Below are 22812 nucleotides of genomic sequence, written 5' to 3' on the forward strand. Positions count from 1 at the left end.
TTCCTACCTCTTTTAGAATCACAACAGTGTAAAGGTAATGCGAATTGTTATCAATACAGCATATTGATAATACGATAGGTTTATAAGATTTGTCACAAATTAGGCCGAGTTGCGCAATAGCTCGCAACTCGAATGCGGTCGATAATGCTTAAAGAACCCATCGATTAGGCTAAACCAGAGAGTGATTTCACTATGCATAAGGTATTCGCTACCCTCGTTCTTTTAACGTATAGCTTCATTGTTCAAGCCAATTCGATCAGTGTTGAGCGAGTCTCTGAACAAGTACATCTTTTAAAAGGCATAGATTACGGCACCAATATTGGACTGATATTGACGCAGGATGGTTTAGTGCTTATCGATCCTATGCCTGGGGATGAACACTTAGGTGCTCTGGATGATGCGATTCAATCTCTCTATGTCAAACCCGTTAAATTCATCTTAAATACCCATGAACACGCCGATCATACCGGCGGTAATCAGCACTTTATCCAACAGGGTGCGAGCCTAGTGCCAACGCAAGACACAGTTCCATCGCAAAACGTATCTTCACTAAAAGTACCGTTGCAAAATACAGCCCAGATGCAGAACACGGTGGCAGCGCAAAAAACTGTGCCAATGCAACCCGTGATAACCGATATATTGGCCACCCAAGTATCATCCCATTCATCAGCTGACTGGATTTATTTTCATCCATGGAGCAACAGCCTGTTTGTCGGCGATATTGTCGATAACAGCTGGCATCCGACTTTTTATGCTGGTGGTATTAGCGGATTTAATGCCGCCATCAACCATATTTTAGCCATAGGTAATGAGGACAGCCTTATCGTACCTGGCCATGGTAAGCCAAGTAGTAAGGCATCCCTGCGCCGCTTTCAGCAAAACACCAATGACTGGGTGCAACATATCGAGTCGCTAATTGACTCAGGCAAGAGTGTGGAACAGATAACCCAACATCCACAGATCGCAGAGCGGGTTGCGCGCTTTAATCAGGAGGGCAAATCCCCTTTTCTGCCGCCAAAAGCCTTGAGGAAATTTATCGAACGTACCATTGCCGTGATAGAAAAAGAACGTCAAACATCGGGAAAATAACGGATAAATACTATTTTGAGGACGAAAGTTCATAGCTAGAGTTTACAAAACAAAGGCTCCAACGGCTTAGCGGGCAATACTATTCGCAGCTCAATAGCCCTCAATCCTAAATACATCAACCTACGCTTGAGGAGATTAACCAGGGAGAAAAGCCGAAACAAAAACGGTCTAACGTACTGTTATTATGAAATTTTATCAATTAGCTTGCCTGTCGCTTCGGGGGAATAATTCTTTAGTCAAAACAGAAGATCCGCTACAATACCCATCTTTGTTTTAGAGAGTCCTTGCGAGTATGTCCTATCCACAGCCCTTAGCCGATGCGCCTCAGTCCCATACGCATATGCACCGTCAATTGGCTGAGCCACAACCTAGGATTTGCCTTCGCACACTCGCAGAGCAACTTAAGCTTGAGCAAGTGACCATTATTGGCAATGCCTCTGGCGAGTGGCAGCCCGCGGCCGAAGGCCTCACTTTTATCTTTAATGGCACGCAGTGGTCGCAGCAGAATGCTCCCCAAGGTCAAGTGGTCAATATTGCCAATGGCGGCTTTGCTGAGTCGCAGTATGCCTTTGAAGTTCAAGGTCATCCGCAAGCTGTGCAACTGGCGAAAGCATTGACACAAGTCGCTACCGATCTCACCGCATCCCTTGGTTGTTGGCCATCTTCAGGCTTAACGACAGTTGTACTCATGCTGCAATTGGCGAATCACGTACAGGTTCAGCGGATGTCGCTGTTGCCAAGCTTACAGCGCAGTATTGAACTGCCGGAGACACTCCATTTACCCTGCATGGTGCATAACTGGCTAGGGGAAAGAAGAATCGCAAAGACGCTGTTGTGTGAACGCTTAGATTGGGTCGAGTTTACATTGATGCCTTGGGAGCCAATGTCTAAGGACTGTGAAACAGATGAAGTCAGTGAAACAGATAGCAGTAAGAATAAACAGACTTTATCTGAGGATCCCTTCGAACAGCTGGAATTACTCAGACAATCCAACCTCGCCCCAAGTGTAAGCGAGGAGACTAAACAAACCCTACGTCACCACTTAGCGACCCTTGCACACACGCCTTATGAGATTTGGCAACAATGTGCCGATCACAGCAAACTTAAAGCGAGCGAGCCTTTATTCTTTAATCATCTTCCCGAAAGCCAAACGAGTCCTTGGTACCTGATGGATTATCACGCCTCGCAATATCTCGATGCGATTCGCCACCAGCTGGCCTACTGTCAGCAACTCGCGGACTAAGCCAGTCAGCTTATCCCGCTTTCCCTAAGGCCATGCCTAATGGCTCAAAGTAAGCAATCAAAGCATTAAAGATACGCAGCCTATGCTGCTCATCGGGATAAGCCCCTTCCTTCGCCAACGCAGAATGGTGCGTGCCAGAGACTAAATAGGGATTTTGGATCCCTTGATAGGATTCGATGCAAGCTTCAAACGCGCGGGCCATCATTTCCGTCGGTTTAGCAAAATACTGCGCGCCATAACGCTTATCTAAGGCTATGGCGCGACGCACATAATCGCTTGGCTCCAAATTGTCCTCGGAGAGTAATGTCACCCTAAAAATTTCGGCCAACCGCTGATTGAGCGGATGCTCGATAAGTGGCAGATCCGCAAGCCAAAGATCGCTAGCACACTTAAAACGCCCCGAGACTCGTGAAAACGCCTTGAGTGCCACATAATGGTCAAAGGCATGCCAAAACTCATGGGCCAGCGCCCCAGCACCCGCATTTTTGGCTAACGCCAGCTCTCGCGCCCCTGGCGCATAGTGAGCCTGCACGCCCTTTTGTCCACCATGGCCAAAAGCAAGGCTTAGGGTTTGCCTCAACCCTAAAGTCAACGGCGGTAAATTGAGGATAAAAGCAAGATCGGCAAGCGAATCAAACACTAAATTCGCGGCAATCAATGACTCTTCCCGCGTAACCCAACGCCCCACACGTACATGGCTAAAACCAAAGGTTTGCTTTACATCCAGAAAGGTCATTTGCTCCCCGAAGCGATAATCGGGGCCATGGCGGGTATATTGCTGATGGAGTAACACTATCGGTTAAAGTCGTGGGTGAACATAGTATGGAAGTGATTCTATGTGAAAGCAGAATCGATTTATAGCTTCACAGACAACAATCTTACTTCTATTGAACCACCGCTAATTTGCTAAAGAACACTTCGAGGCTAAAGGGCTTTTGCATAAAGATCACCTCAGGGAACTGTGCCAAATCAGGGATCTCGTGGCGATCATTCGCTGATAGCATAAAGAACTGACATGCCCAAAAATGCTCAGCTTGGGCGATAACCATTTGCTTGATTAAGGCTAACCCGTCCGTATCCTTTAAGCGGTAATCGACAATCACGATAAATGGTCGCTGGGTGCTAAATAATCTTAAAGCCTCTTCAGCCCGATCAGCACTGTGAATATGCGTAAAATGCGACTCGAGCACACTACGGCAAATCTCAAGATTAAATAAATTATCGTCGACCAAAAGTAATGACTGCTGTGCATAGTGATTTGTTGGCACTGGCACCCCGCAATGCAATTGACAGGGAAAGCGCAACAGTACGGTAGTGCCTTGCCCTTCCTGGCTGCGTAAACGTAATTTCCCACCTATCTGCTCTAATAAGCGCTTACAGGTATATAACCCAAGCCCCATTCCTGATATGCCGTGACTTGATACCGATTGATAATTAAAGGGCTCATCCAAAGCCTGTTTTGCCCGCCAAGACATGCCTTCACCAAAATCGCGGATTAATATCCTTAACATGGGGGAAGTCGAAACTTGTAGAGATAACATGGGCAAATCCATATAACAATGCACTTGCTCGCCAGTACTGTATTTAAAGGCATTATTAATAATGTTAGTAATGAGTTGGAACAGTTTAGTGCCATCCAGCACCAGCCAGTCCGGTAAGGTATCACTAATAGTCACACTAAGGGTTTTACCTGAAGTGCTATTAAAGGCTCGATAGTATTCTTGAATTCGCTCGACATATTCCCGTAGGTTCACAGGGTGTTGGTCAAGCTGTAGCTTTCCCACCTCAGCCTTACTGTAATTTAAGGTATTTTCGGCAACTGAATAGAGTAAATTCGCTGACCAGATCATTTTATCGACGATCGTACTTAATGCTTTATCTTCTTGCTCTGCATGATGCAACCTTAATTGCGCCTCCTGTCGCGAGAGGGTTTTCTTTAACAGCTTGCTATAACCGAGTAATGCGTTAATTGGTGTTCGGATCTCGTGGTTAATACTGGCGAGTAACGCTAACTTAGAGCGGTTTTCGCACTCAATACGTTGTACTACTTGTCGATGCCTCGCTTTCACAAACCACAGCACTGAAAATGCCAGCCCGAGCGACGCAATAGAAAGGATAATCACCAAGATTTCAATCACTTCGGCACGAGGAACTTGGTAGTAAACCTGTAGATTAAACTGAGTCTGATATTCGCTCAGTACCACAAACTGCTCATCGGAATAAGTAAATAGCCGCCAAAAGCCTACTGCAGGAGGCTTGTCACAGGCTGAACTTCGCACTATCGAGTGCTCAAATTGATAGGTTACGCAAATGTTTTGTTCCTGATCGATGCGGGTCAAAATCCTTTTTTGCGAGATGGCATAGATAAGATAAGGCATGTTAGGTTCATCAATCTTAAGGGAGACGAGGAGATAATCCATTAATTGAGCCTGTAGCTCGCCTTGCTCAGTGCGATGCAGTTGTAGCCGTTGCAACTCGGAGAGTCGAGAAGGATCCGAGAGATACGCAAGTTGAAGATCCGGTCTTAAAGTAAAAGCCAGCGCCGATTTTATCCTCAATAGATCTTTAGCAAAGATTTCAAACTCTTGGGGTGACACCGCCTCTGATGCATGAAAAAACGATCTGAGCGCATCCAGCATTATGCGATGCTGTAAAAACATATCCTGAGATGAGGCGAATACTGCTTGAGCTTTTTTTTGATAAACCGCTTTAAACTCGTGGGTTGTATGGGCCAGAGTCAAACAAATCAATAGCAAGGTAACCAGTAATCCCGTTAACAAATGAATACTCGGAGTATATTTACTGCCCATGGTTTTCCTCCCGAACAACCTTAAGCAATAGTCTGACTCGCGCCATCAAGGGTTCGATGGATGTTATGCTTGGGACGGATAAGATCTCGTGTAAGGCGAGACAACGGGTTATACCTAAAAAACTATGTTTAAGTTCAGCAATACTCTCACCTAAAGTGAGTTGCATCAGTTGATGATGTAAACAGTCAAGTTCAGTGAGTAAGGCTCGCCTAAGCACTTGCTGTTGAACGGGGGAGTATTGGCTCATAAAAAACCATACTGCCCGCCGTACTTGAGGCTCCAATACATCACTGTGCATGCATTAATTCGCCCTGATATTGGCCTATCCAGTCAATAAGATATCGACCTTCAATGGGAGGGCTATACAAATAGCCTTGTGCCACATCACATCCTAGGGCAGTCAAAATAGCCTCAATGGCCGCTGTTTCTACCCCCTCTGCGACCACTTTGACATGCATCTTCTGCGCAAGGGCAATGGTTGACTCAACAATCAGATAATGTTGATGATTGATATCCATATCAGAGACAAAACTTTTATCGATTTTGATTTCTTTAAACGGAATAGCATCGAGGCGATCGTAGGTGGAATAGCTTTTGCCAAAATCATCGAGGGAAATATCAATATTGTTAATAATCAGCCGTGCAATTGAATTGAGCACTCTATCCTGATTGATGATCTCTTGGGATTCGGTCAACTCTAACATCAACCGAATACCATCATGATTCCGGCTTGATTCAATAATGTATTCAATCAACTCATCGCAGGTAAGATCGTCGGCAGTAATATTAATCGATAGTGAATACTTGGCTAAGAGAGGCTGACGTAACCAACATTGCAACGCTTGAGAAATCACCATACGAGTGAAAACGCTATTTAGGCCCTGCTGATTGATTAAGGGTAAAAACGCATCGGGGTAAATATACCCATGATGACGATCGCACAGTCGCGATAACACCTCAAACCCCACGATTTCCTGAGTGATTAAGTTAATCTTAGGCTGATAACAGAGGATCAACTGCTCATCTTTAAGTAGTTGCTGCACATTGATATTTGCATGCCGCTGACGTCGATTAGCCTGATTGTCTGGCTCAATATCTTCGGCTTCTGTTGCCAGTAATGGGGTTAAGATATCGCTCGCATTAACAGGTTTGGCAAACACGCCAACCAAGTTGAGTCTCAAGGTATGAATAATGCAATCAACCAATTCCAGTGTGCGTTTATCGGAGGAACTGATCACCGCAATAGGCACAGTCAGCCAACGAGGCGTTGTCGCCAGCATATTAATGACAGCGATACCATCCCCCTGCTCCATTTTTAAATCGATAATCACTAAGTCGAGTGATACATCCAGCGCCATCAGCAACTCTATCCCTTGGTTGCCATTACTCGCCTCATAAATATGGATATCGTCCTCAGCTAAATACCGATGAATATCTGCTTTGAGCGTCTCACGGATAAATTTTTGATCATCGATGATAAGTATATTCATATGCTGGTCCCTAACTGCATAAAGAAAATGGGATCGATTGTCTGTGACTTAGCCGAAGGAATGACAGACAATTTCAGCAAATTTCGATTCGCCATCACTTCGGTTCGACTTGCAAAAAAGGAGTAATTTTTTAAGGGTTTATGATAGTTATCTAAGGTTCGGATCTTAAAAAGCGGTAATTTAAACTGGGTGAGTTTACGCTTTAAGGCTTCATCACAAATGCTAAAACTTAAGTACTTGATCGAGCGACTTAAGGCCATCTTATGGAGGTAAACAGACATCATGTAGTTCTCAATATGTGGCGTCACCCCAAAGGATGAAAACACCATCAAGGTATCGGGAATCGACTGGGAGTGATGGCCTATGACTTCGAATAAATCCACCTCGTCATTCATAAATTCGAGCGCAACCTTAGCCTGAGTGCGGCAAAACAGACTATGCCCCACGATCTGCTCACCAAAACTAAAGGCGACCACCAGCGATAATCCGCAAATGAAGGGCTGAGTTAATTGACGATTCGTCAAGGAAAGCCGTGGATTACTCTCATAAACCAAGCTCAACTGCAGCAAGGTCATAAAGTTGTCATCCTGACTATCAATAAACTCGACGCGATAGGGTTTATTTCGATAGTAAGGATGTTCACTACGCTCGATACTGGACTCAAATAAATTGATCAGTGATAAGCCTTCATGGATAAACGTTTTATCTTCACGATAAATATCAAATAGTTCAGAGCCAAAAATTTCGACAATTTCCGCCTGCTTGGCCAATGAGGGAATATTCACCCCGCGTTCCCAGCGGCTGATAGTGATGGCATCTAAGGTATCGAACAAACAACTCTTTTGCCGTAGCTGGCAACATAGCTCTTCCTGAGACAACTGGTTTTCAGTGCGAGTGTGTTTTAAGAAATTGGAGAATGTCTGTGCACTAGTTTTGCTTGGATAGGAGATAGGCGTACAAATCATAACGTGTTCCATCAGTCTTTTTTATTTTCTCAAGCAGCTCCATATATGTCTCATGGTTCACATCATCTATTGGCTCTGGATGTCTTAGGGTATAAATAATCCAAATGCGTTGCTGTTCTTCCACAAAATAGAGCCCCGTGATTTTCTCTTCTTGCATCACTTGTCCCTCCATTTGCTCCGAGTCGTAACCATGCGTTTGCCACAGGAATTGCAGTATAAATGCCAGCTTTAACCTAAAACCATGGCACAGTAACATTGGACAACGAAAAAAAGTGTCTAGTGATACGTACGGTAATTTCGAGCAAATAACAACCAATAAAGCATGCAAAAAAAGCCGAGCTATTCTCGGCTTTTAATGGACGATAATGGAGCTGAGGCTATTTGTTATCTGCTCTAATGGAGAGAATAAATAGCAGTGATAGTGACGCCGAGATCAAAATATAACTACAGATCACCAGCGTAGTACCCGAGGGCAACAGCCAAATCAACAGACTGACTAAGGCACTTAAGAACAGACTCTCAATGGCATAATACAGAGCGGTTGCCAGCCCCGCAGAATGGGAAAACGCCGCTAAGGCACCATTAGCGGTTACGGCGCAGGTTAAGGCGATATGCACTCCGATGAAATACATAGGCAGCATAAAGCCAAGTAAACTCAGCCCATTTAGCCATTCCAGCCCATACAATAAGCCGCTACTTAGCATCATGCCAATCAAGCCTCTTAGCACAGTTCCCTGTGTGCCCCAACGTTTGACAAGATGCTTAACAAAGCGGGTGGTGATTATCATGACTATCGCAACCGAGCCAAACCACAGGCTAAAGGTCACCTTATCGAGTCCTAATTTGTCCATCAGTATGCTCGGTGATGCCGAAAAATAGACAAAGAAGGCCCCCATGGCCGTGGCGTAGGCCAAGGTATAGCCTAAAAACGCCTTAGCGCGAATGATGTTAAAACATCTCGACCACTCAAAGGGATGGGTCTGCGCTGGGCGGGTTTCAGGCCATTTCAGTAAGGCATGCAAGCCTACTAGGGCAGCAAATATCGCTAAGGTGTAGAAGATCCCTCGCCAATGCCAAAGCCCATCGATAAGCGAGCCAATAAAAGGTGCTACCACAGGCACGGCCGCGAGCACTGAGCCCATAATGGCATAGATAACGACGCCTTCTTCCCTATCGGCAAACACATCTCGCACTGTCGCAAATGCCGCCACTAGCACGGCCGAGGCGCTCAGTGCCTGGACAATCCGAAGGAGCAGAAACACACTGAAGCTGTCGGTCAATGCCATCGCCAAACTGGAACCTGCGTAAACTAAGGCTCCGGCAATCACCACTCGCCTGCGCCCTATTGCGTCGGATAGCGGTCCAAATAGCAACTGGCCTAAGCCTAAAATCGCCATATAGAGGGTTAAAGTCAGCTGCATTTGACCTTGGCTAACACTAAAACTCTGGCGAATATCATTGATGGCAGGCAGATACAGATCCATGCCAAGAGAAGCGAGTAAATCGAAGGGAATAAGTAATAGAAGTGAGTACGCAAAGGTATAATTCCATTTGCGGTCTTGCGGGTTTTGATTAATTTTTGTCATGTTAAAATCCAATTATTGCTATGAATGTTTACAGCGATAATTGGATAAAAGGCACCGCCCTCTTCATCTTTAACCTCCGTTTTTAACCTGTCGAATAACTTATTACTGTTCTGGCTGCGTACTTATTACAACGCCTGTTACCGCACGAGTCACCATGCATCTTGCAGTACAAGATGGCGGATCATGGCACAAATCCCCCCTCGATTGCTATGACTTATTCCCCAATCAGCCCCCAATCGCCACTGAGTTTATAAATGACTGAATATGCTTTAATTTGCATAAATAAAAATATAACTCCGGGGATTCTTCTAACCATTATGCAAAATCGCGAATATCCATTCAAAAACAGTTGAAATTGTTACTGTTTTGAGCCGTAAATACTTATCGCGCTTGCTTAGGCGAGCCAAAAGCGGAAATAGGCGGGTAATTGGCCAGTCCAGCGTTTGAAGGAACGTCTAAAATTACTGGCGTCACTGAAGGATAAGGAATGCGCAATGCTATTGGCATCCTGCTCTGGCTCGGCGAGAAAATACAGCGCCTTAATCAAACGGGATTCATCGACTAATTGTCCGTAACTCAGCCCCATCTCCCCAAGACGCCGTTTTAACGTGGCAGGACTCATCTCTAACAATTGCGCCATTTCCGGCAGGCTTAATGTATTTTGCATCAATTTAAGGCGGATCCCAGCCGCTAATCCATGGCGAAACCCATGCGCGAGCAAGGCTTGACGGGCATTCTTGGCCATCGTCAGTTGCGGCCTTAACACAGTACTCGCAAGCGGCTCGTTAAAATGGCGATCCAATGTACTCGCATTAGGGTGATCCCAAGGTTGCAACGCAGCGAGCTTATTCGGCGGCTTTGTATATTTGGAGCCTGCAAAATCGATCGCATGGGTCTCGGAGTGGCTTGCAAACAACAGAGGTTGGCACAACAGGGATTTTGCCATCGAAATCCGGCAAAGTGGCGCATTAAAACTTAACTCAGTGCCGAAATACTTATAGTAATGGGCTAAGTTCGCTGGTGCGGGGTAAGGAAAACTGATACTGCCGCGCCATGCTTGGCCAAGTAATTGTTTGCAGCATGCCGTGAGGGACGACAGGCTTAATTCGATGAAAAACTGTTTGTGCTGCTGCATACCTAGGTCGAGGCTGAGTAGAAAGTGCCATTCCTGCTCTCCTTGCCAGCGCCAAGTTTGCAGCCAAGGTTGTGTGAGCCAATGATATTTATGCCAAAAATGCCCGAGCGACTTCAGATCCCGCGCGCAAAATATCCCCGCCGTGAGCGCGCCACTTTGGGATGGCAGCCACAGCTGACCCAATAAGAAACTTAAATCACCACTTGGCCACAGGGATAAGGCATTGTCCAGCAGCCGAGATAACTGCTTTGGACTAATAAGGTGATCGGGTTTACGAATGTCTGCGGTAAAAATCCCTGTGCCCCGTAACAACTTATCGCTATCGAGCCCACGTTGCTTAAAAAGCCCAACGATGCTCGCCACCAGCAATTGGCTGTCGATACATTTATCCTGCCAAGTGGCGAGCGCGCGCATCAGTTAAGCTCACCCAAGGTCGACGAATTTTGAATGTTACTCGCTTGAGCCGGTGTAGCTGCCGGACTACGACTCTCTTTTTGCTGTGACATTTTTTGATTCAACAATTGCAGCAGCGTAGCGGCCTCTTCCTTGGCAGACGTTTTATGCGTTTGCAACGGCAATACTTTAGGTGATGGCAGTGCCCAGACCACGGAGGCGCTACAACCGAACGCACTAATACCCTGCTGTATCTGCTCCGCCATCACACTCACTAGGGGCGGTATCGCACCGCGCAACAGAATGATAAAGCGATCACCAGCGTAGCGACAGACTAAATCCTGATTCCTAAGGGTTGAGCTTAACCACAATGCCAACTGCGACAAGAGCCTATCACCCTCTTCAATCCCTTGATTTTGGTTATATTGATGAAAATTATCGATATCAAGCATAATCAGACCAAATGCTTGATTTTGCGATAATTGTTTTATTAAATGATGTTCAAAGGCTTTAGCATCATTGAGCAAGGTTAAGCCATCGGTTAACTGATGTTCACGGTGAAATTGCTCCCGAGTTTGCAACTGGCGATTGACGACGGTTTGCTCATCTCGCCATAGCCATAGGCCACAGGTCAGCACCAGCAGCCCAACTGGCGTGGGCATCTTTTCAAACCAGTTATATACAGGAATGGTTTTGACGATAAAAATCTCATCCAGCAAATCTAAATAGCAGCCCAAGCAGTAACTTGAGAGGCCAGCGATCAACAGATTTGTCACCCGGCCAGAGGGGCGAACAGACACTATCACCATCAACCAACACATACCGAGGATAAATAAGGCGCCCTCGGTAATGACATCAAACCAATCCACCGCCGCCACGGTTTTTGCCGTGGTGCTTTGCCAAAGAAACAGCGGCACGATAAAGATAATAAGCAGACTTAAGCCATAGACGCTGGCGAGCCGTAATGATTTTGCAGAAGTTCCCAAAATACACACCTTGTTCTGTGAAGCCCAAACGGGCAAATACAACGTTAATGCTTTATGGGATGGCAAGTTAGCGGGCTTTTATGACAACGCCGTGACGCCATTTAGTGGCGCCCAACTAATAAACATAAACAAATCAAACTTAATGTATTGAATTTAATAAAATAAAAATCTTAACCACATACTATTCGTGCCGACCACAGCGGCAAATTAGCTCAGGCACTTTTCAGTGGTAAGGATAAAAAAACCATATTGAGCTGATTGATGCTGAACTCTATGTCTGCGCGGGCTTTACTAAACCTTTGCTGCATCTCTTTGCTTTTCGACCGACAGCGATATAACGCTTTATAAATAAAGCCATTATTGCCAATCATACTCTTCATATCTGCATCATTGCTGAGCGATTTTGATTAATCCATGCCTATTTTTTTGCGATGATTTTCCAGCGTCATTTTGGCTCACTCACGGCCGAAAAGCGCCATTTTCGTCCGTTAACAAGCGCCAAACACGGTAGATCAATTATCCCGTCACAAATCTGACATTTTGCTCCCCTAACTTGGCCGCCATCACAAATAGGCCTTCACCCAAGGCTTGCAATAACACTCAACAGAAACAACTTAAACGGAACTCAAGATGCAATCTCGTACCCCGCCATTACAACAAGAGTTACAACAAGGCTCCCAAGCGCCGCGAAAGCAACATGCCATCCCTAAAACCCGATTGGCTGCACGTCTGTCGGCAATAAGCTTGGCTATGATGGTCGCAGGCTTTAGCACTCACGCCCTTGCCGTAGGCAAGCTTGAAGGGCAAATTCGCGATAATGTCAGTCAACAACCCCTTGCTGGCGCGACCGTCACCTTAAAAGAGCTCAACCTGAGTCAACAGGCAGGCCGCGATGGCCGCTTCTTCTTTGTCGGCGTGCAGGATGGCGATTACACCTTAGTAGTCAACTACCTCGGTGCTATGCCGCTGGAACATAGCGTTAGCATTCGCGATAAACAAACCACGCTGCAAGATATCAACTTAAGCAGCCAAGATGTCGAGCATATTCGTGTCGTCGGCCAACAAGGCGCATTAAGTAAATCCATGAACCGCCAACGCGGCGCCGACAATGTGCTGAGTGTGGTCAGCGCCGATGTGCTGGGGAATTTCCCCGACAGCAATATCAGTGAATCGCTGCAACGGGTGCCAGGGCTATCTATCGAGCGGGATCAGGGCGAAGGTCGTTTTGTGCGCGTGCGCGGTATGGCGCCGGACTATAACTCAGTGTCGATGAACGGCACCCGCTTGCCCTCACCCGAAAGCGATCGCCGTGCGGTTGCCCTGGATGTAGTACCATCGGATCTATTGCAATCGGTGGAAGTGAGCAAAACCTTAACGCCGGATATGGATGCCGATGCACTGGGCGGCGCGATTGAGGTTAAAAGTCTGTCGGCCTTCGATCGCGATGATACTTATCTCAACCTCAACGCCGAGGCGAGCCAAGATACCTTAACCGACAATACCAATCCCAAACTCGCCGCCAGCTACAGCGATATCTTTGCCGACAAACTAGGGGTAGCCATAGGTGCCAGTTGGTATAACCGCGACTTTGGCTCAGATAACGTCGAAACCGGCGGTAAATGGGAGTTTGCTGGGGATAACGGCTTTGAGGATGCGGCGCTCGAATCCATCGATGCGCGGGATTATGAAATCAATCGGGAACGTTTAGGCATAGGGGTGAACTTCGATTATCGTCCGAGCGATGATACCGATCTGTATCTGCGCACCCTTTACAGTGAGTTTGATGATACTGAAACCCGTAACAGCGCTAAAACCAAGTGGAAATCGCCGCAACAAGCCAATGCTCTCAGCCAAGGCAAAACCACCCGCTCGCTAAAATCACGCACCGAAAATCAAAACATCACCTCCTTTGTGCTGGGCGGTCAAACCCGCTTCGAACGCTGGACCTTCGACTATCAGGCGAGCCACAGCACCGCCAGCGCCGAAAAACCGCGGGATATCGCCGGCGCCGACTTTGTCGCCAAGATTGATAACACGGGTTTTGGCAATACCAAACAGCCACAGATTATCGCCCCCGAAGATTACTTTCAAAATGCTAACTTTGAGCTAGATGAGATTGAAATCGCCGCTTCCAAGGCCGAAGACACCATAAACAGTGGTCAACTGGATCTCACCCGCCAGTTAACCCTCGCGGATTACAGTGTCGAGCTAAAAACCGGGGTCAAGCTAAGTCGCCGCGATAAATCCAATCGCGAAGATATCTGGATCTACAGCGACTTAGGCGATCAAGGCGTGAGCGATGACGATTTGCTATTGAGTCAATATGCGGGCAATGAGCTTGACTATGACCTCGGCCGCTTTGGCAGCGGGATCGATGCTACGCCGCTGTGGCAGCTTATCGACAGCCTCAATGCCGAGAGCAATCGCGATGATATCGAGTCCACCATTAACGATTTTGATATCAGCGAAGATATCAACGCCGCCTACCTAATGGGTCATATTGATATCGATAAACTGCGTATCTTAACTGGGCTACGTTTCGAGCAAAATCAATGGGAATCCAGCGGCTACGGTTACGATGGCGCCAAGGGCGAGTTTATCGATATCAACCACTCCCGCGATGAGGATCATTGGCTGCCCGCACTGCATCTCACTTACCGCTATAGCGACAATACCGTGCTGCGCGCCGCTTGGACCAACACCTTAGTCCGTCCGACCTTTGGCCAATTAGCGCCGGGATATTTGCTCGAGGAGGATGATGGTGACATCGATTTAACCTTCGGTAATCCACAGCTTAAGTCGCTCGAATCGATGAACTTTGACTTAAGCCTCGAGCACTATTTTGGCAATATCGGCTTAATTTCGGCGGGGCTGTTTTATAAAGATATCGACAACTTTATCTATCAGGCGGATTTAGCTGGCCGTGGCGACTATGTGGATGCCCATAGCGCCGTGACCTTTGTCAATGGCGACAGTGCCGATATCTACGGCCTGGAACTCAGCTATGTGCAAGAGTTTAACTTTTTGCCCGAGCCCTTTAATGCACTGGTGCTCAACTCTAACCTTACCTACACGGACTCCAGCGCCAAGATCAGTTGGCTGGAGGATGGCCAGTTACTGAGCCGCGATATTCCCATGCCAAGTCAATCGGATCTCACCGCTAACCTGTCGCTTGGCTATGAAAACAGTTACGCCAGTGTCTGGTTGTCAGCAGCCTATAAATCCGAATATTTACAGGAAGTCACTGAGCTCAGTGATGAGCGTTACGATCTCTATCAAGACAATCACTTGCAGTGGGATTTTGTCGCCAAGGCCCATTTAACCAGCAATTTAACCTTGTATTTCAAAGGGGTGAATCTGACCGACGAGCCCTATTACAGCTACACGGGTGAAAGCAGCTACAACGCCCAATACGAAGCCTATGGCCGCACTTTCCAGTTAGGCGTGCAGTACACCAACTATTAATCACCTATTGAATAAGAACAAAGATATGACAACAACATTTACCAAAATTAGTGCCATAGCCGTTAGCTTAGCAGGCCTTATCAGTGCGCCCTTGAGCGCATTCGCTCAACCAATCACAGCCCCAGCCCACAAAGGCAGCCAAGCCCAAGCCTTGCTGTTTACCAAGGATAACAACGCAATAATCCCTGCCGTTGATTGGCTTTGGGTCAGTGAAAAAAATGGTTTGATGTTACAAAGCATGCCAAGCGCTGATAAAACGTCGCTACCCGCCGCCAAAACCTTAGTCAAAGGTGAGTTTGAGCTGTTGGCCTTTAGCGATCCCTATGCCTTAACGCTCGATCGCCGTGCCGATCGCATTCGCCCTATCATGATTAAACAGATTGAGGACAAAGTTGCGACCAACGTGTTGCCACTGCTGCCGATGGCATCGTTTGAAATCAATTGGATCTGTATTCAGCCAAGGCCGCAGGATGGCAATATCTACGCTTGGTTTGGCGGCGAAGACGGTTATAGCGAGCAATGGCTATTAGGCGATGCCGGACACTTTATGCCGAAAAAAATGCGTAGTCAGGCGATTCCCGTCAACAGCACCAGCTGCGCCATCGATGGAGATAAACTGTTAGTGAGTGAGCCCGAAGCCGGTGTCTGGCAATTTGATGCCAGCCCCTTCGCCGATAATAGCGCTAAGTTGATTCTCGCCGCCCTCAATAATGATATCGCGGGCATGCAAGTCATCGATGGCAAGTTATTGTTAAGCGATAAAAAAGGCGTCCTGACCTTAGATCAACAACCGATTGCAAACTACCACTTGGGTAAAGTGCAAGGGCTAAGCGGTTATCGCAGCGGCGGTAATATTAGCAACATTAAAGACAATCACACCACCCTTCAGCTCTCGCTTTATGATGATAAAACCGATCAATATTGGTTTACCGAGGCATCATTATCCGCAGCTAGCATTGAACCTAACGCAAAAGAAACTCAAAAGGAGATTGTCGAAATTCCCGCTTGGGTTGAAAGCGCTCCTTCCGATAGACCCGGCGATACCATGGACGATCCGGCGATTTGGGTCCATCCAACTGAACCGGAAAAAAGCCTAGTGCTTGGCACCAACAAACGTTGGGGGCTATTGAGTTTTAATATGCGTGGCGAGCAGGTTCAAGCCATACCATCGGGGCGCATCAATAACGTCGATTTACGCCAGCAAGTGATGCTGGGCGGTAAAAAACGCGATATCGCCGTGGCCACATTAAGGGATAACGACAGTCTCGCCTTCTATGAAATCGACGCTCAAGGCAAGTTAAGCGAGTATCCCAATCAAGCCACCAATATGGTGGATATTTATGGCATGTGCCTGTACCAAGATGCTAACAACTTGTATGTATTCGCCAATGAAAAGTCCGGCCGCATCGCCCAATACCGCGTCGATTGGCAAACAAATGGCCCAAGCATCAAGCTGGTGCGCGATATCCATACCCCAAGCCAAGTCGAAGGCTGTGTGGTCGATGAGGCTCAGCACGCGCTGTTTATCGGTGAAGAAGATAAAGGCATTTGGCGCTTTAATGCCAAGGCCAATGGCGGTACCCAAGGTGAACTCATCATTAAAGCCGAGGGCGACTTAGTCCCCGATGTTGAAGGCATTTCACTCTATCAAGGCGCCAATATTCACGGTAAAAAGCAGGATCTGCTGGTGGTGTCGAGTCAAGGCGACAACAGTTACTTGCTGTATCAGGCACAGTCGCCTTATGCCCAATTAGGTAAGTTCCGTATTGGAGTCAACCTTAACGGCATGGAAAATGGCCGCGAAACCAGTATCGATGGCAGTAGCGAAACCGATGGCTTGGCCGTGACTCACTTAAGCGTTGGAACCGGAGCTTGGCAACAGGGAATGCTGGTGGTACAGGATGGACACAATCATTTACCCGATAATAATCAATCTTTTAAATGGCTGCCTTGGCGCAATATTATCGAGGAATTATCGCTTAACTGAGTATTGAGCCAGTTGAAAGCTGCATGATCTGGCGAGAGGAATGATAACCGAGTCCGAGTGGCTCGGTTTATTTTTGCCTTGAACCTTTTTGCTTGAAACTCGCATCTTGAGTCTGAAATCGCTATACTCCGCGCCCAAATCATTTGGCCAATAACTAGCTCGATATTGCAATACTGTTTGCGGTTGCCAGCTTTTTAAGCCGTTATTAACGACTTTTTCCTAGGACATACCCTTGATCTCTACCGCAAATATCACCATGCAATTCGGCCCAGAGCCATTATTTGAAAATATCTCGGCAAAATTTGGCAACGGCAACCGTTATGGTTTGATTGGCGCAAACGGCTGCGGCAAATCGACTTTTATGAAGATCTTAAGTGGCGCCCTCGCCCCAACCTCGGGCAACGTGTCGATCACGCCGGGCTTAAAGGTCGGCACCCTAAGCCAAGATCAATTCGCCTTCGAGCAATACACGGTTATCGATGCGGTGATCATGGGCGATACCCAGCTGTGGAAAATCAAGCAAGAGCGTGACGCGATTTATGCCAAACCCGATATGACCGAAGAAGACGGCATGCGTGTGGGCGATCTTGAGAGTGAATTTGCCGAGATGGACGGCTACAGCGCCGAGAGCCGCGCGGGCGAAATTCTGATTGAAGCCGGTATCGAAGAATCCTTCCACTATGGCCCAATGTCACAGGTCGCCCCCGGTTGGAAACTGCGCGTGCTGTTAGCCCAAGCACTGTTTGCGAACCCCGATATATTGCTGCTCGACGAGCCCACCAACAACTTGGATATTCACACCATCAGTTGGCTCGAAACTGAGCTGAATAAGCGCAAATGCACCATGATCATTATTTCCCACGACAGACACTTCTTAAATGCTGTCTGTACCCATATGGCGGATATCGATTACGGTGAGCTGCGGATTTACCCTGGCAACTACGAATACTTCCTTGAGCAATCGGCGCTGCAGCGCGAACAATTGCTGTCGAGCAACGCCAAAAAGAGCGCTGAAATTGAAGAGCTGCAAGACTTCGTTAACCGATTCGGTGCTAACGCCTCTAAGGCAAAACTCGCCAGTTCACGCGCCAAGCGCATGGACAAAATTAAGTTGGATGAAGTCAAATCCTCCAGCCGTATCGCGCCGTCAATCCGCTTCGCGCCAGGCAAGAAGATGCACCGTCAGGCATTGGTGCTTGAGAACCTCGCCCACGGTTTTGACGGCGAATTGCTATTCGAAGGCGGCGATTTAATCCTCGAAGCCGGCGCAAAGCTTGCGATTATCGGTGAGAACGGTGTCGGCAAAACGACCTTATTACGCTGTTTAGTCAATGAGTTAATCCATAATCAAGGCGTGATTAAGTGGTCTGAAAACGCTTCCATTGGTTACTGCCCACAGGACAGCACCAGCGATTTTGATAATGATTTGACTATTATTGAATGGATGGACCAATGGCGTCAGCCAAAACACAACGATTTGATGGTGCGTGCCATGTTAGGTCGTTTGCTGTTTACCGAAGATGATGCCAACAAAAAAGCCAAAAACTGCTCAGGTGGTGAGAAAAACCGTTTAATTTTCGGCAAGTTAATGATGCAAGATATCAACGTCATCATTATGGACGAACCGACCAACCATATGGATATGGAAGCGATTGAATCCTTAAATAATGCCCTCAAAGATTTTGAAGGCACATTGATTTTCGTTAGCCACGACCGCGAATTTGTGTCCTCGTTAGCAACCCGCATTATCGATATTCGCGATAGAAAATTAGTCAACTTCCAAGGGACCTTTGATGAGTATTTGGCAAACCTTGCCAGTGCCTAATCGCCAACGGCTTTTGCAAAAGCGCTTTTGATAAACGCCCTTTTGCTAAAGGACTTCAAAAGACCCAAAGAAAAGACGCTTCACTCTACTCGAGCTTAGCGTCTTTTTTATACTCCCCTTTTGTATCAGCCTTTCATATACGCAGTGACTGACTGCGTTACTCGGTTTTCGCTTCCACCAAAGCCGCTAATTGTTGTAATGACTCCTGCCAGCCTAAATAACACATCTCCTCAGGGATAACGGCTGGAATCCCCTCCTGAATGATCTGCAAATTGGTACCGCAGGAAACCTCAGTTAATTCGATAGTCACCTGCATCACACCAGGCAGATTCTCATTATCAAACTGGTCAGTATGTCTAATCAGTTGGTTGGGAATAAGCTCGGTATAGACCACCTTAAAGGAGTGACTGTATCCCGTCGCGAATTGGGTAAAGCTCATGCTATAGCCCGCCCCAACGGCCAATTCAAACTCATGAATCGTCCCCACAAAGCCGTAAGGTGGTAACCAACGCTCTAACGCCGCTTTATCGGTAAAGGCTTTGTAGACTAACGCCGCGGGCGCACGCAGCACTCTATGTAACTTCACTGTACCTGTGTTATCCGACATATCCTTATCCTTCCAATTGCTTATGGGCCAATGATGTTCTTAAAGATAGCGCAAGAATCCCATTCGTTATCACCTGCGCGAGAATATTAAGTATCCCCTCAGCTTGAGATGGTTGGCTCGACGCGGCGATGCTTAAACTGCATTAAGTGCAATGATTTAGCATCAGAGTCTGATTGCTGCTGGGCAATATCCAGCCGTTCTGCGGCGCGAGTAAATGCCAGATTTGTGTTATGCGTGGTTTGACTGATTTGCCCTTTATATTGAGCGATTAAGCTCAAAAGTCCTGACTCATTCACCACATTTTTAGGCAACGGCGTTTTAAAGCTCGCCTCATCGCTAAAAACAACAACCGAATGGAGTCCCTCCACTAACCCTAAGCAGTGGGCAACGGCTAAGCAATGTTTATAGTTTTGATGGAGAGGATTTTTAAAGCGGGTTTGTTTAGTAAAAATTTTTTGCGTCCACAGGGCCTGCTTCTCTCCCCCAAATATCCAGCCGGAGTAATTTTTAACTTCAATAACGAACACGCCAAAATGGGTCAATAAAACTAAATCCACCTCTGTCAAAGCAGACGTACCTTCAGTTATCTCATCCATAGGTAAAATTAAATTGCGATAAAGTCGGAAGTCCTCATCTTTGAATCCCTGTTTCAGTAACTTAGCGACCCGCTTTTCACCCTGTTGACCTAACCTTTCTGCTCGGTATTGCCTAAGTGTCGGACGAAATAGCAAGGAGACTATCGCAGACACAAGTATAAAAATCAGAATCGACAACGACTCGAGTACTGAAGAGATGGGCGAAATCGTGCTTTGAGCGGGCGTAGGTTTAGCTGTTACCACGGTTAGCTGATTGGGGTTCTGCGGCTTGTCTTGGCGAGCCGTAGTTGGCATTGCAGGCTGCTTTACCGTGGATTTAACACCGTTGGCGACGGGTTGCTGGCAACGCGCATCGAATCTTGCCTTAAGCTCTTGATAACGCGGCGTGGTTGGATGCCAATCTTGCATCTCACTTTGGATAAGAATACAGATGGCTTCAGAGTCTTGTTTCTCTAATGCCTTTAGCGAAAAAGGATAAAGGCCTACACCAACGACACTGGCCATTACAGCCAACAACATGCAGAACTTGGCGTTGTGCCTGATATTCTTTACGCATCCCTTCACCTTGAAATAACTCCTGTTATTGTTTGCTATCATTGCAACGGTTATACGTTACTTGATCTGATTTATTATTTTCAACCGCCATAAATTGCTATAACGAACTCGAGAGATAATTAGTTAACCCATCTGCGAAATAGATTTCTAATCACAATCAACCAAGACTGGTATTTTTGCCCGCATTTTCTCTGCCTTGGTTTACACTCTTAAAGCACCCACAAAGCACAACTCAATGAATTGGGTGAATTAAACCTTATGGGGTATTGCATACGCGCCAGCTGTGCACCAATTTATTCTGTAAATTCTTATCATGGTGATGGTTTATGAGTCTTGAAGAATCCTTAGAACAATTAAAACGTCAGTACTTGCATGCGCTACCAGATAAAAAGAAGCAAATCATTACCTTATGGATATCACTACGGAAAAACTGGCAAAGCCATATGCTGTCGGCCGTATACCGTGAGGTGCATAATTTAAAGGGCTCCTGTGAAACTTTCGGCTTAACCGAAACCAAAGATATCGTCGATAGACTCGAATTACAGCTAAAAAACCTACTGGACGCTCCTGCGCCAGAACTGCCCGTCATCAAGGGGTTAGACACCCTATTCCATCAACTGCTGCAAAATAATCTACGTAGTGAACCCGCAGCACCCGTGGTGGAAGCGCAAATGCAGCAAAGCCCCTATAAGCCCACCAAAGCACGGCATGAGTATCGAATTGCGATTGTGGAGGATGACAGTAATGTCGGGGCGATGATCACTAAACAGCTGCATGAGTTTGGTTTTAATGTGCAGCATTTTTTAAATTTCACCGATTTTCTGGGGATCCAAAATACCTCGCCCTTCGATTTAGTCTTACTCGATCTTATCTTGCCCGATTATACCGAGGCCGCTTTATTTACGGCGGCGACTGAATTTGAAAAAAACAACACCCGCGTGTTTGTTCTCTCTTCCCGCGGCGACTTCGAGATGCGACTGCTGGCGATCCGCGCCAATGTCAGCGAGTATTTTGTCAAACCCGCCGAAACCACGCTACTGGTACGCAAGATCCACCAATGGCTTAAAATGTCAGAAAAACAGCCGCTCAAAATTCTGCTAGTGGACGATCAGCAATCCATGGTCGATTATTTTTCCAGCCTACTTCGCAGTCATGGCCTAATGGTAAAAGGCATGACCAAACCCGAACAAGTATTGCCGACCCTTGAGCAATTTGAGCCAGACTTGTTTATTTTTGATTTGTATATGCCCGATGTGAATGGTTTAGAGCTGGCAAAAATGATCCGCCAATTAGACAAGTACAGCTCGAGTCCGATACTCGTGCTCAGCTCCGACGACACCATGCAGAACAAGGTCAGCATCATTCAGGCGGGATCCGACGATTTAATCTCAAAGCAAACCGCGCCGAGTCTGTTTGTGACCCAAGTGATTTCCCGCGCCCAGCGTGGCCATGATATTCGCAGCTCCGCCAGCCGTGATAGCTTAACCGGGCTGCTCAATCACACTCAGATCCTGGTTGCTGCACGCCGCTGTTATAACCTCGCCAAACGTATCAACTCTTCAGTGTGCATTGCCATGCTGGATTTAGATCACTTTAAACAAGTAAATGATACCTATGGACATTCTGGCGGCGACAAAGTCCTTTTAGCCTTTGCCCACCTGTTGCAGCAATCTCTACGTCCTGTGGATTTTATGGGGCGTTACGGTGGCGAGGAATTTATGTTGGTCTTGCCCGATCTACCCGCGCCCTTAGCCATTGCCAAGCTTAATGCCATTCGCGAGAGCTTTAGTCATATCGTATTTGTTGAAGAAGGCGCTGAATTTAAAGTCACCCTAAGCGGTGGCTTGGCCTTCTCGACCGAATGTAATGAGTTTCAAGATTGTTTATTGCTGGCGGATAAAAATCTGTATGAGGCGAAGCGAACTGGACGCAACCGTTTAATCACCACTTTAAAATAAGCCTCAACGCATCAACGAGTTAATCTAAGACAGGACTTTAAAAAGTGACTTATGGCTATCAGTTGCATAAATGACGAAACTGATGCATACAAATAAGACTGTTACGAGGAATGACAAAATAG

Annotated in this window: 16 protein-coding genes; 6 read left to right on the plus strand and 10 right to left on the minus strand. The window is 46.8% G+C overall.

Features of this window, described 5'->3' with window-relative positions; translation table 11 throughout:
- Nucleotides 1–192 precede the first annotated feature (192 nt).
- Together N7386_RS11710 and N7386_RS11715 are read left to right on the plus strand one after the other, a co-directional pair.
- The gene (locus N7386_RS11710) at nt 193–1089 is read left to right on the plus strand and encodes an MBL fold metallo-hydrolase (protein ID WP_011717148.1); all 897 of its coding nucleotides are present in this window, start codon (nt 193–195) and stop codon (nt 1087–1089) included.
- 292 nt (nt 1090–1381) lie between these two features.
- On the plus strand, nt 1382–2332 hold the full coding sequence (locus N7386_RS11715) for a hypothetical protein (protein ID WP_041412646.1): 951 nt from the start codon (nt 1382–1384) through the stop codon (nt 2330–2332).
- A gap of 10 nt (nt 2333–2342) precedes the next feature.
- Here the strand turns inward: N7386_RS11715 and N7386_RS11720 are convergent, their stop codons facing one another.
- The 8 genes from N7386_RS11720 to N7386_RS11755 form a co-directional block, all read right to left on the minus strand.
- Complete coding sequence (locus N7386_RS11720; RefSeq protein WP_011717150.1) at nt 2343–3125, minus strand: CLCA_X family protein; 783 nt, start codon at nt 3123–3125, stop codon at nt 2343–2345.
- Nucleotides 3126–3216: 91 nt separating this feature from the next.
- On the minus strand, nt 3217–5142 hold the full coding sequence (locus N7386_RS11725) for an ATP-binding protein (RefSeq protein WP_011717151.1): 1926 nt from the start codon (nt 5140–5142) through the stop codon (nt 3217–3219).
- A 287-nt stretch (nt 5143–5429) separates the two neighbouring features.
- Nucleotides 5430–6632: an EAL domain-containing response regulator gene (locus N7386_RS11730; protein WP_011717152.1), complete on the minus strand. Its 1203-nt coding sequence runs from the start codon at nt 6630–6632 to the stop codon at nt 5430–5432.
- Entirely contained in the window at nt 6629–7597 is a 969-nt protein-coding gene (locus tag N7386_RS11735; protein ID WP_279768616.1) for a helix-turn-helix domain-containing protein, read from the minus strand. The genes N7386_RS11730 and N7386_RS11735 overlap by 4 nt, the downstream gene beginning before the upstream one ends.
- A complete protein-coding gene (locus N7386_RS11740; protein WP_166485356.1) occupies nt 7560–7757 on the minus strand; it encodes a hypothetical protein in 198 nt (65 codons plus the stop codon). The genes N7386_RS11735 and N7386_RS11740 overlap by 38 nt, the downstream gene beginning before the upstream one ends.
- Before the next feature lie 217 nt (nt 7758–7974).
- A complete protein-coding gene (locus N7386_RS11745; RefSeq protein WP_279768618.1) occupies nt 7975–9183 on the minus strand; it encodes a multidrug effflux MFS transporter in 1209 nt (402 codons plus the stop codon).
- A 394-nt stretch (nt 9184–9577) separates the two neighbouring features.
- Nucleotides 9578–10732: an AraC family transcriptional regulator gene (locus N7386_RS11750; RefSeq protein WP_279768620.1), complete on the minus strand. Its 1155-nt coding sequence runs from the start codon at nt 10730–10732 to the stop codon at nt 9578–9580.
- On the minus strand, nt 10732–11697 hold the full coding sequence (locus N7386_RS11755) for a GGDEF domain-containing protein (protein WP_347815252.1): 966 nt from the start codon (nt 11695–11697) through the stop codon (nt 10732–10734). The genes N7386_RS11750 and N7386_RS11755 overlap by 1 nt, the downstream gene beginning before the upstream one ends.
- Before the next feature lie 630 nt (nt 11698–12327).
- Between N7386_RS11755 and N7386_RS11760 the strand changes: the two genes are divergently transcribed.
- From N7386_RS11760 to N7386_RS11770, 3 genes are all read left to right on the plus strand, one after another.
- Nucleotides 12328–15162, plus strand: a complete 2835-nt coding sequence (locus N7386_RS11760; RefSeq protein WP_279768623.1) for a TonB-dependent receptor — start codon at nt 12328–12330, stop codon at nt 15160–15162.
- A 25-nt stretch (nt 15163–15187) separates the two neighbouring features.
- Nucleotides 15188–17149 carry a phytase gene (locus tag N7386_RS11765; RefSeq protein WP_279768625.1) on the plus strand — a complete coding sequence of 654 codons (1962 nt, stop codon included), beginning with the start codon at nt 15188–15190 and terminating at the stop codon, nt 17147–17149.
- Nucleotides 17150–17381: 232 nt separating this feature from the next.
- Nucleotides 17382–18974 (plus strand): ABC-F family ATPase, encoded by a 1593-nt coding sequence (locus tag N7386_RS11770; protein WP_011622847.1) that lies wholly within the window; start codon nt 17382–17384, stop codon nt 18972–18974.
- Nucleotides 18975–19131: 157 nt separating this feature from the next.
- Here the strand turns inward: N7386_RS11770 and N7386_RS11775 are convergent, their stop codons facing one another.
- The gene (locus tag N7386_RS11775) at nt 19132–19581 is read right to left on the minus strand and encodes an SRPBCC family protein (protein ID WP_011717160.1); all 450 of its coding nucleotides are present in this window, start codon (nt 19579–19581) and stop codon (nt 19132–19134) included.
- A gap of 98 nt (nt 19582–19679) precedes the next feature.
- Nucleotides 19680–20741, minus strand: coding sequence for a nuclease-related domain-containing protein (locus N7386_RS11780; protein ID WP_011717161.1), 1062 nt, complete (start codon nt 20739–20741; stop codon nt 19680–19682).
- A gap of 317 nt (nt 20742–21058) precedes the next feature.
- Here N7386_RS11780 and N7386_RS11785 point away from each other — a divergent pair, with 317 nt between their 5' ends.
- On the plus strand, nt 21059–22690 hold the full coding sequence (locus tag N7386_RS11785; RefSeq protein WP_011717162.1) for a diguanylate cyclase: 1632 nt from the start codon (nt 21059–21061) through the stop codon (nt 22688–22690).
- Nucleotides 22691–22812: the final 122 nt, after the last annotated feature.

The organism is Shewanella sp. GD04112 (assembly GCF_029835735.1).
Classification (GTDB): domain Bacteria; phylum Pseudomonadota; class Gammaproteobacteria; order Enterobacterales; family Shewanellaceae; genus Shewanella.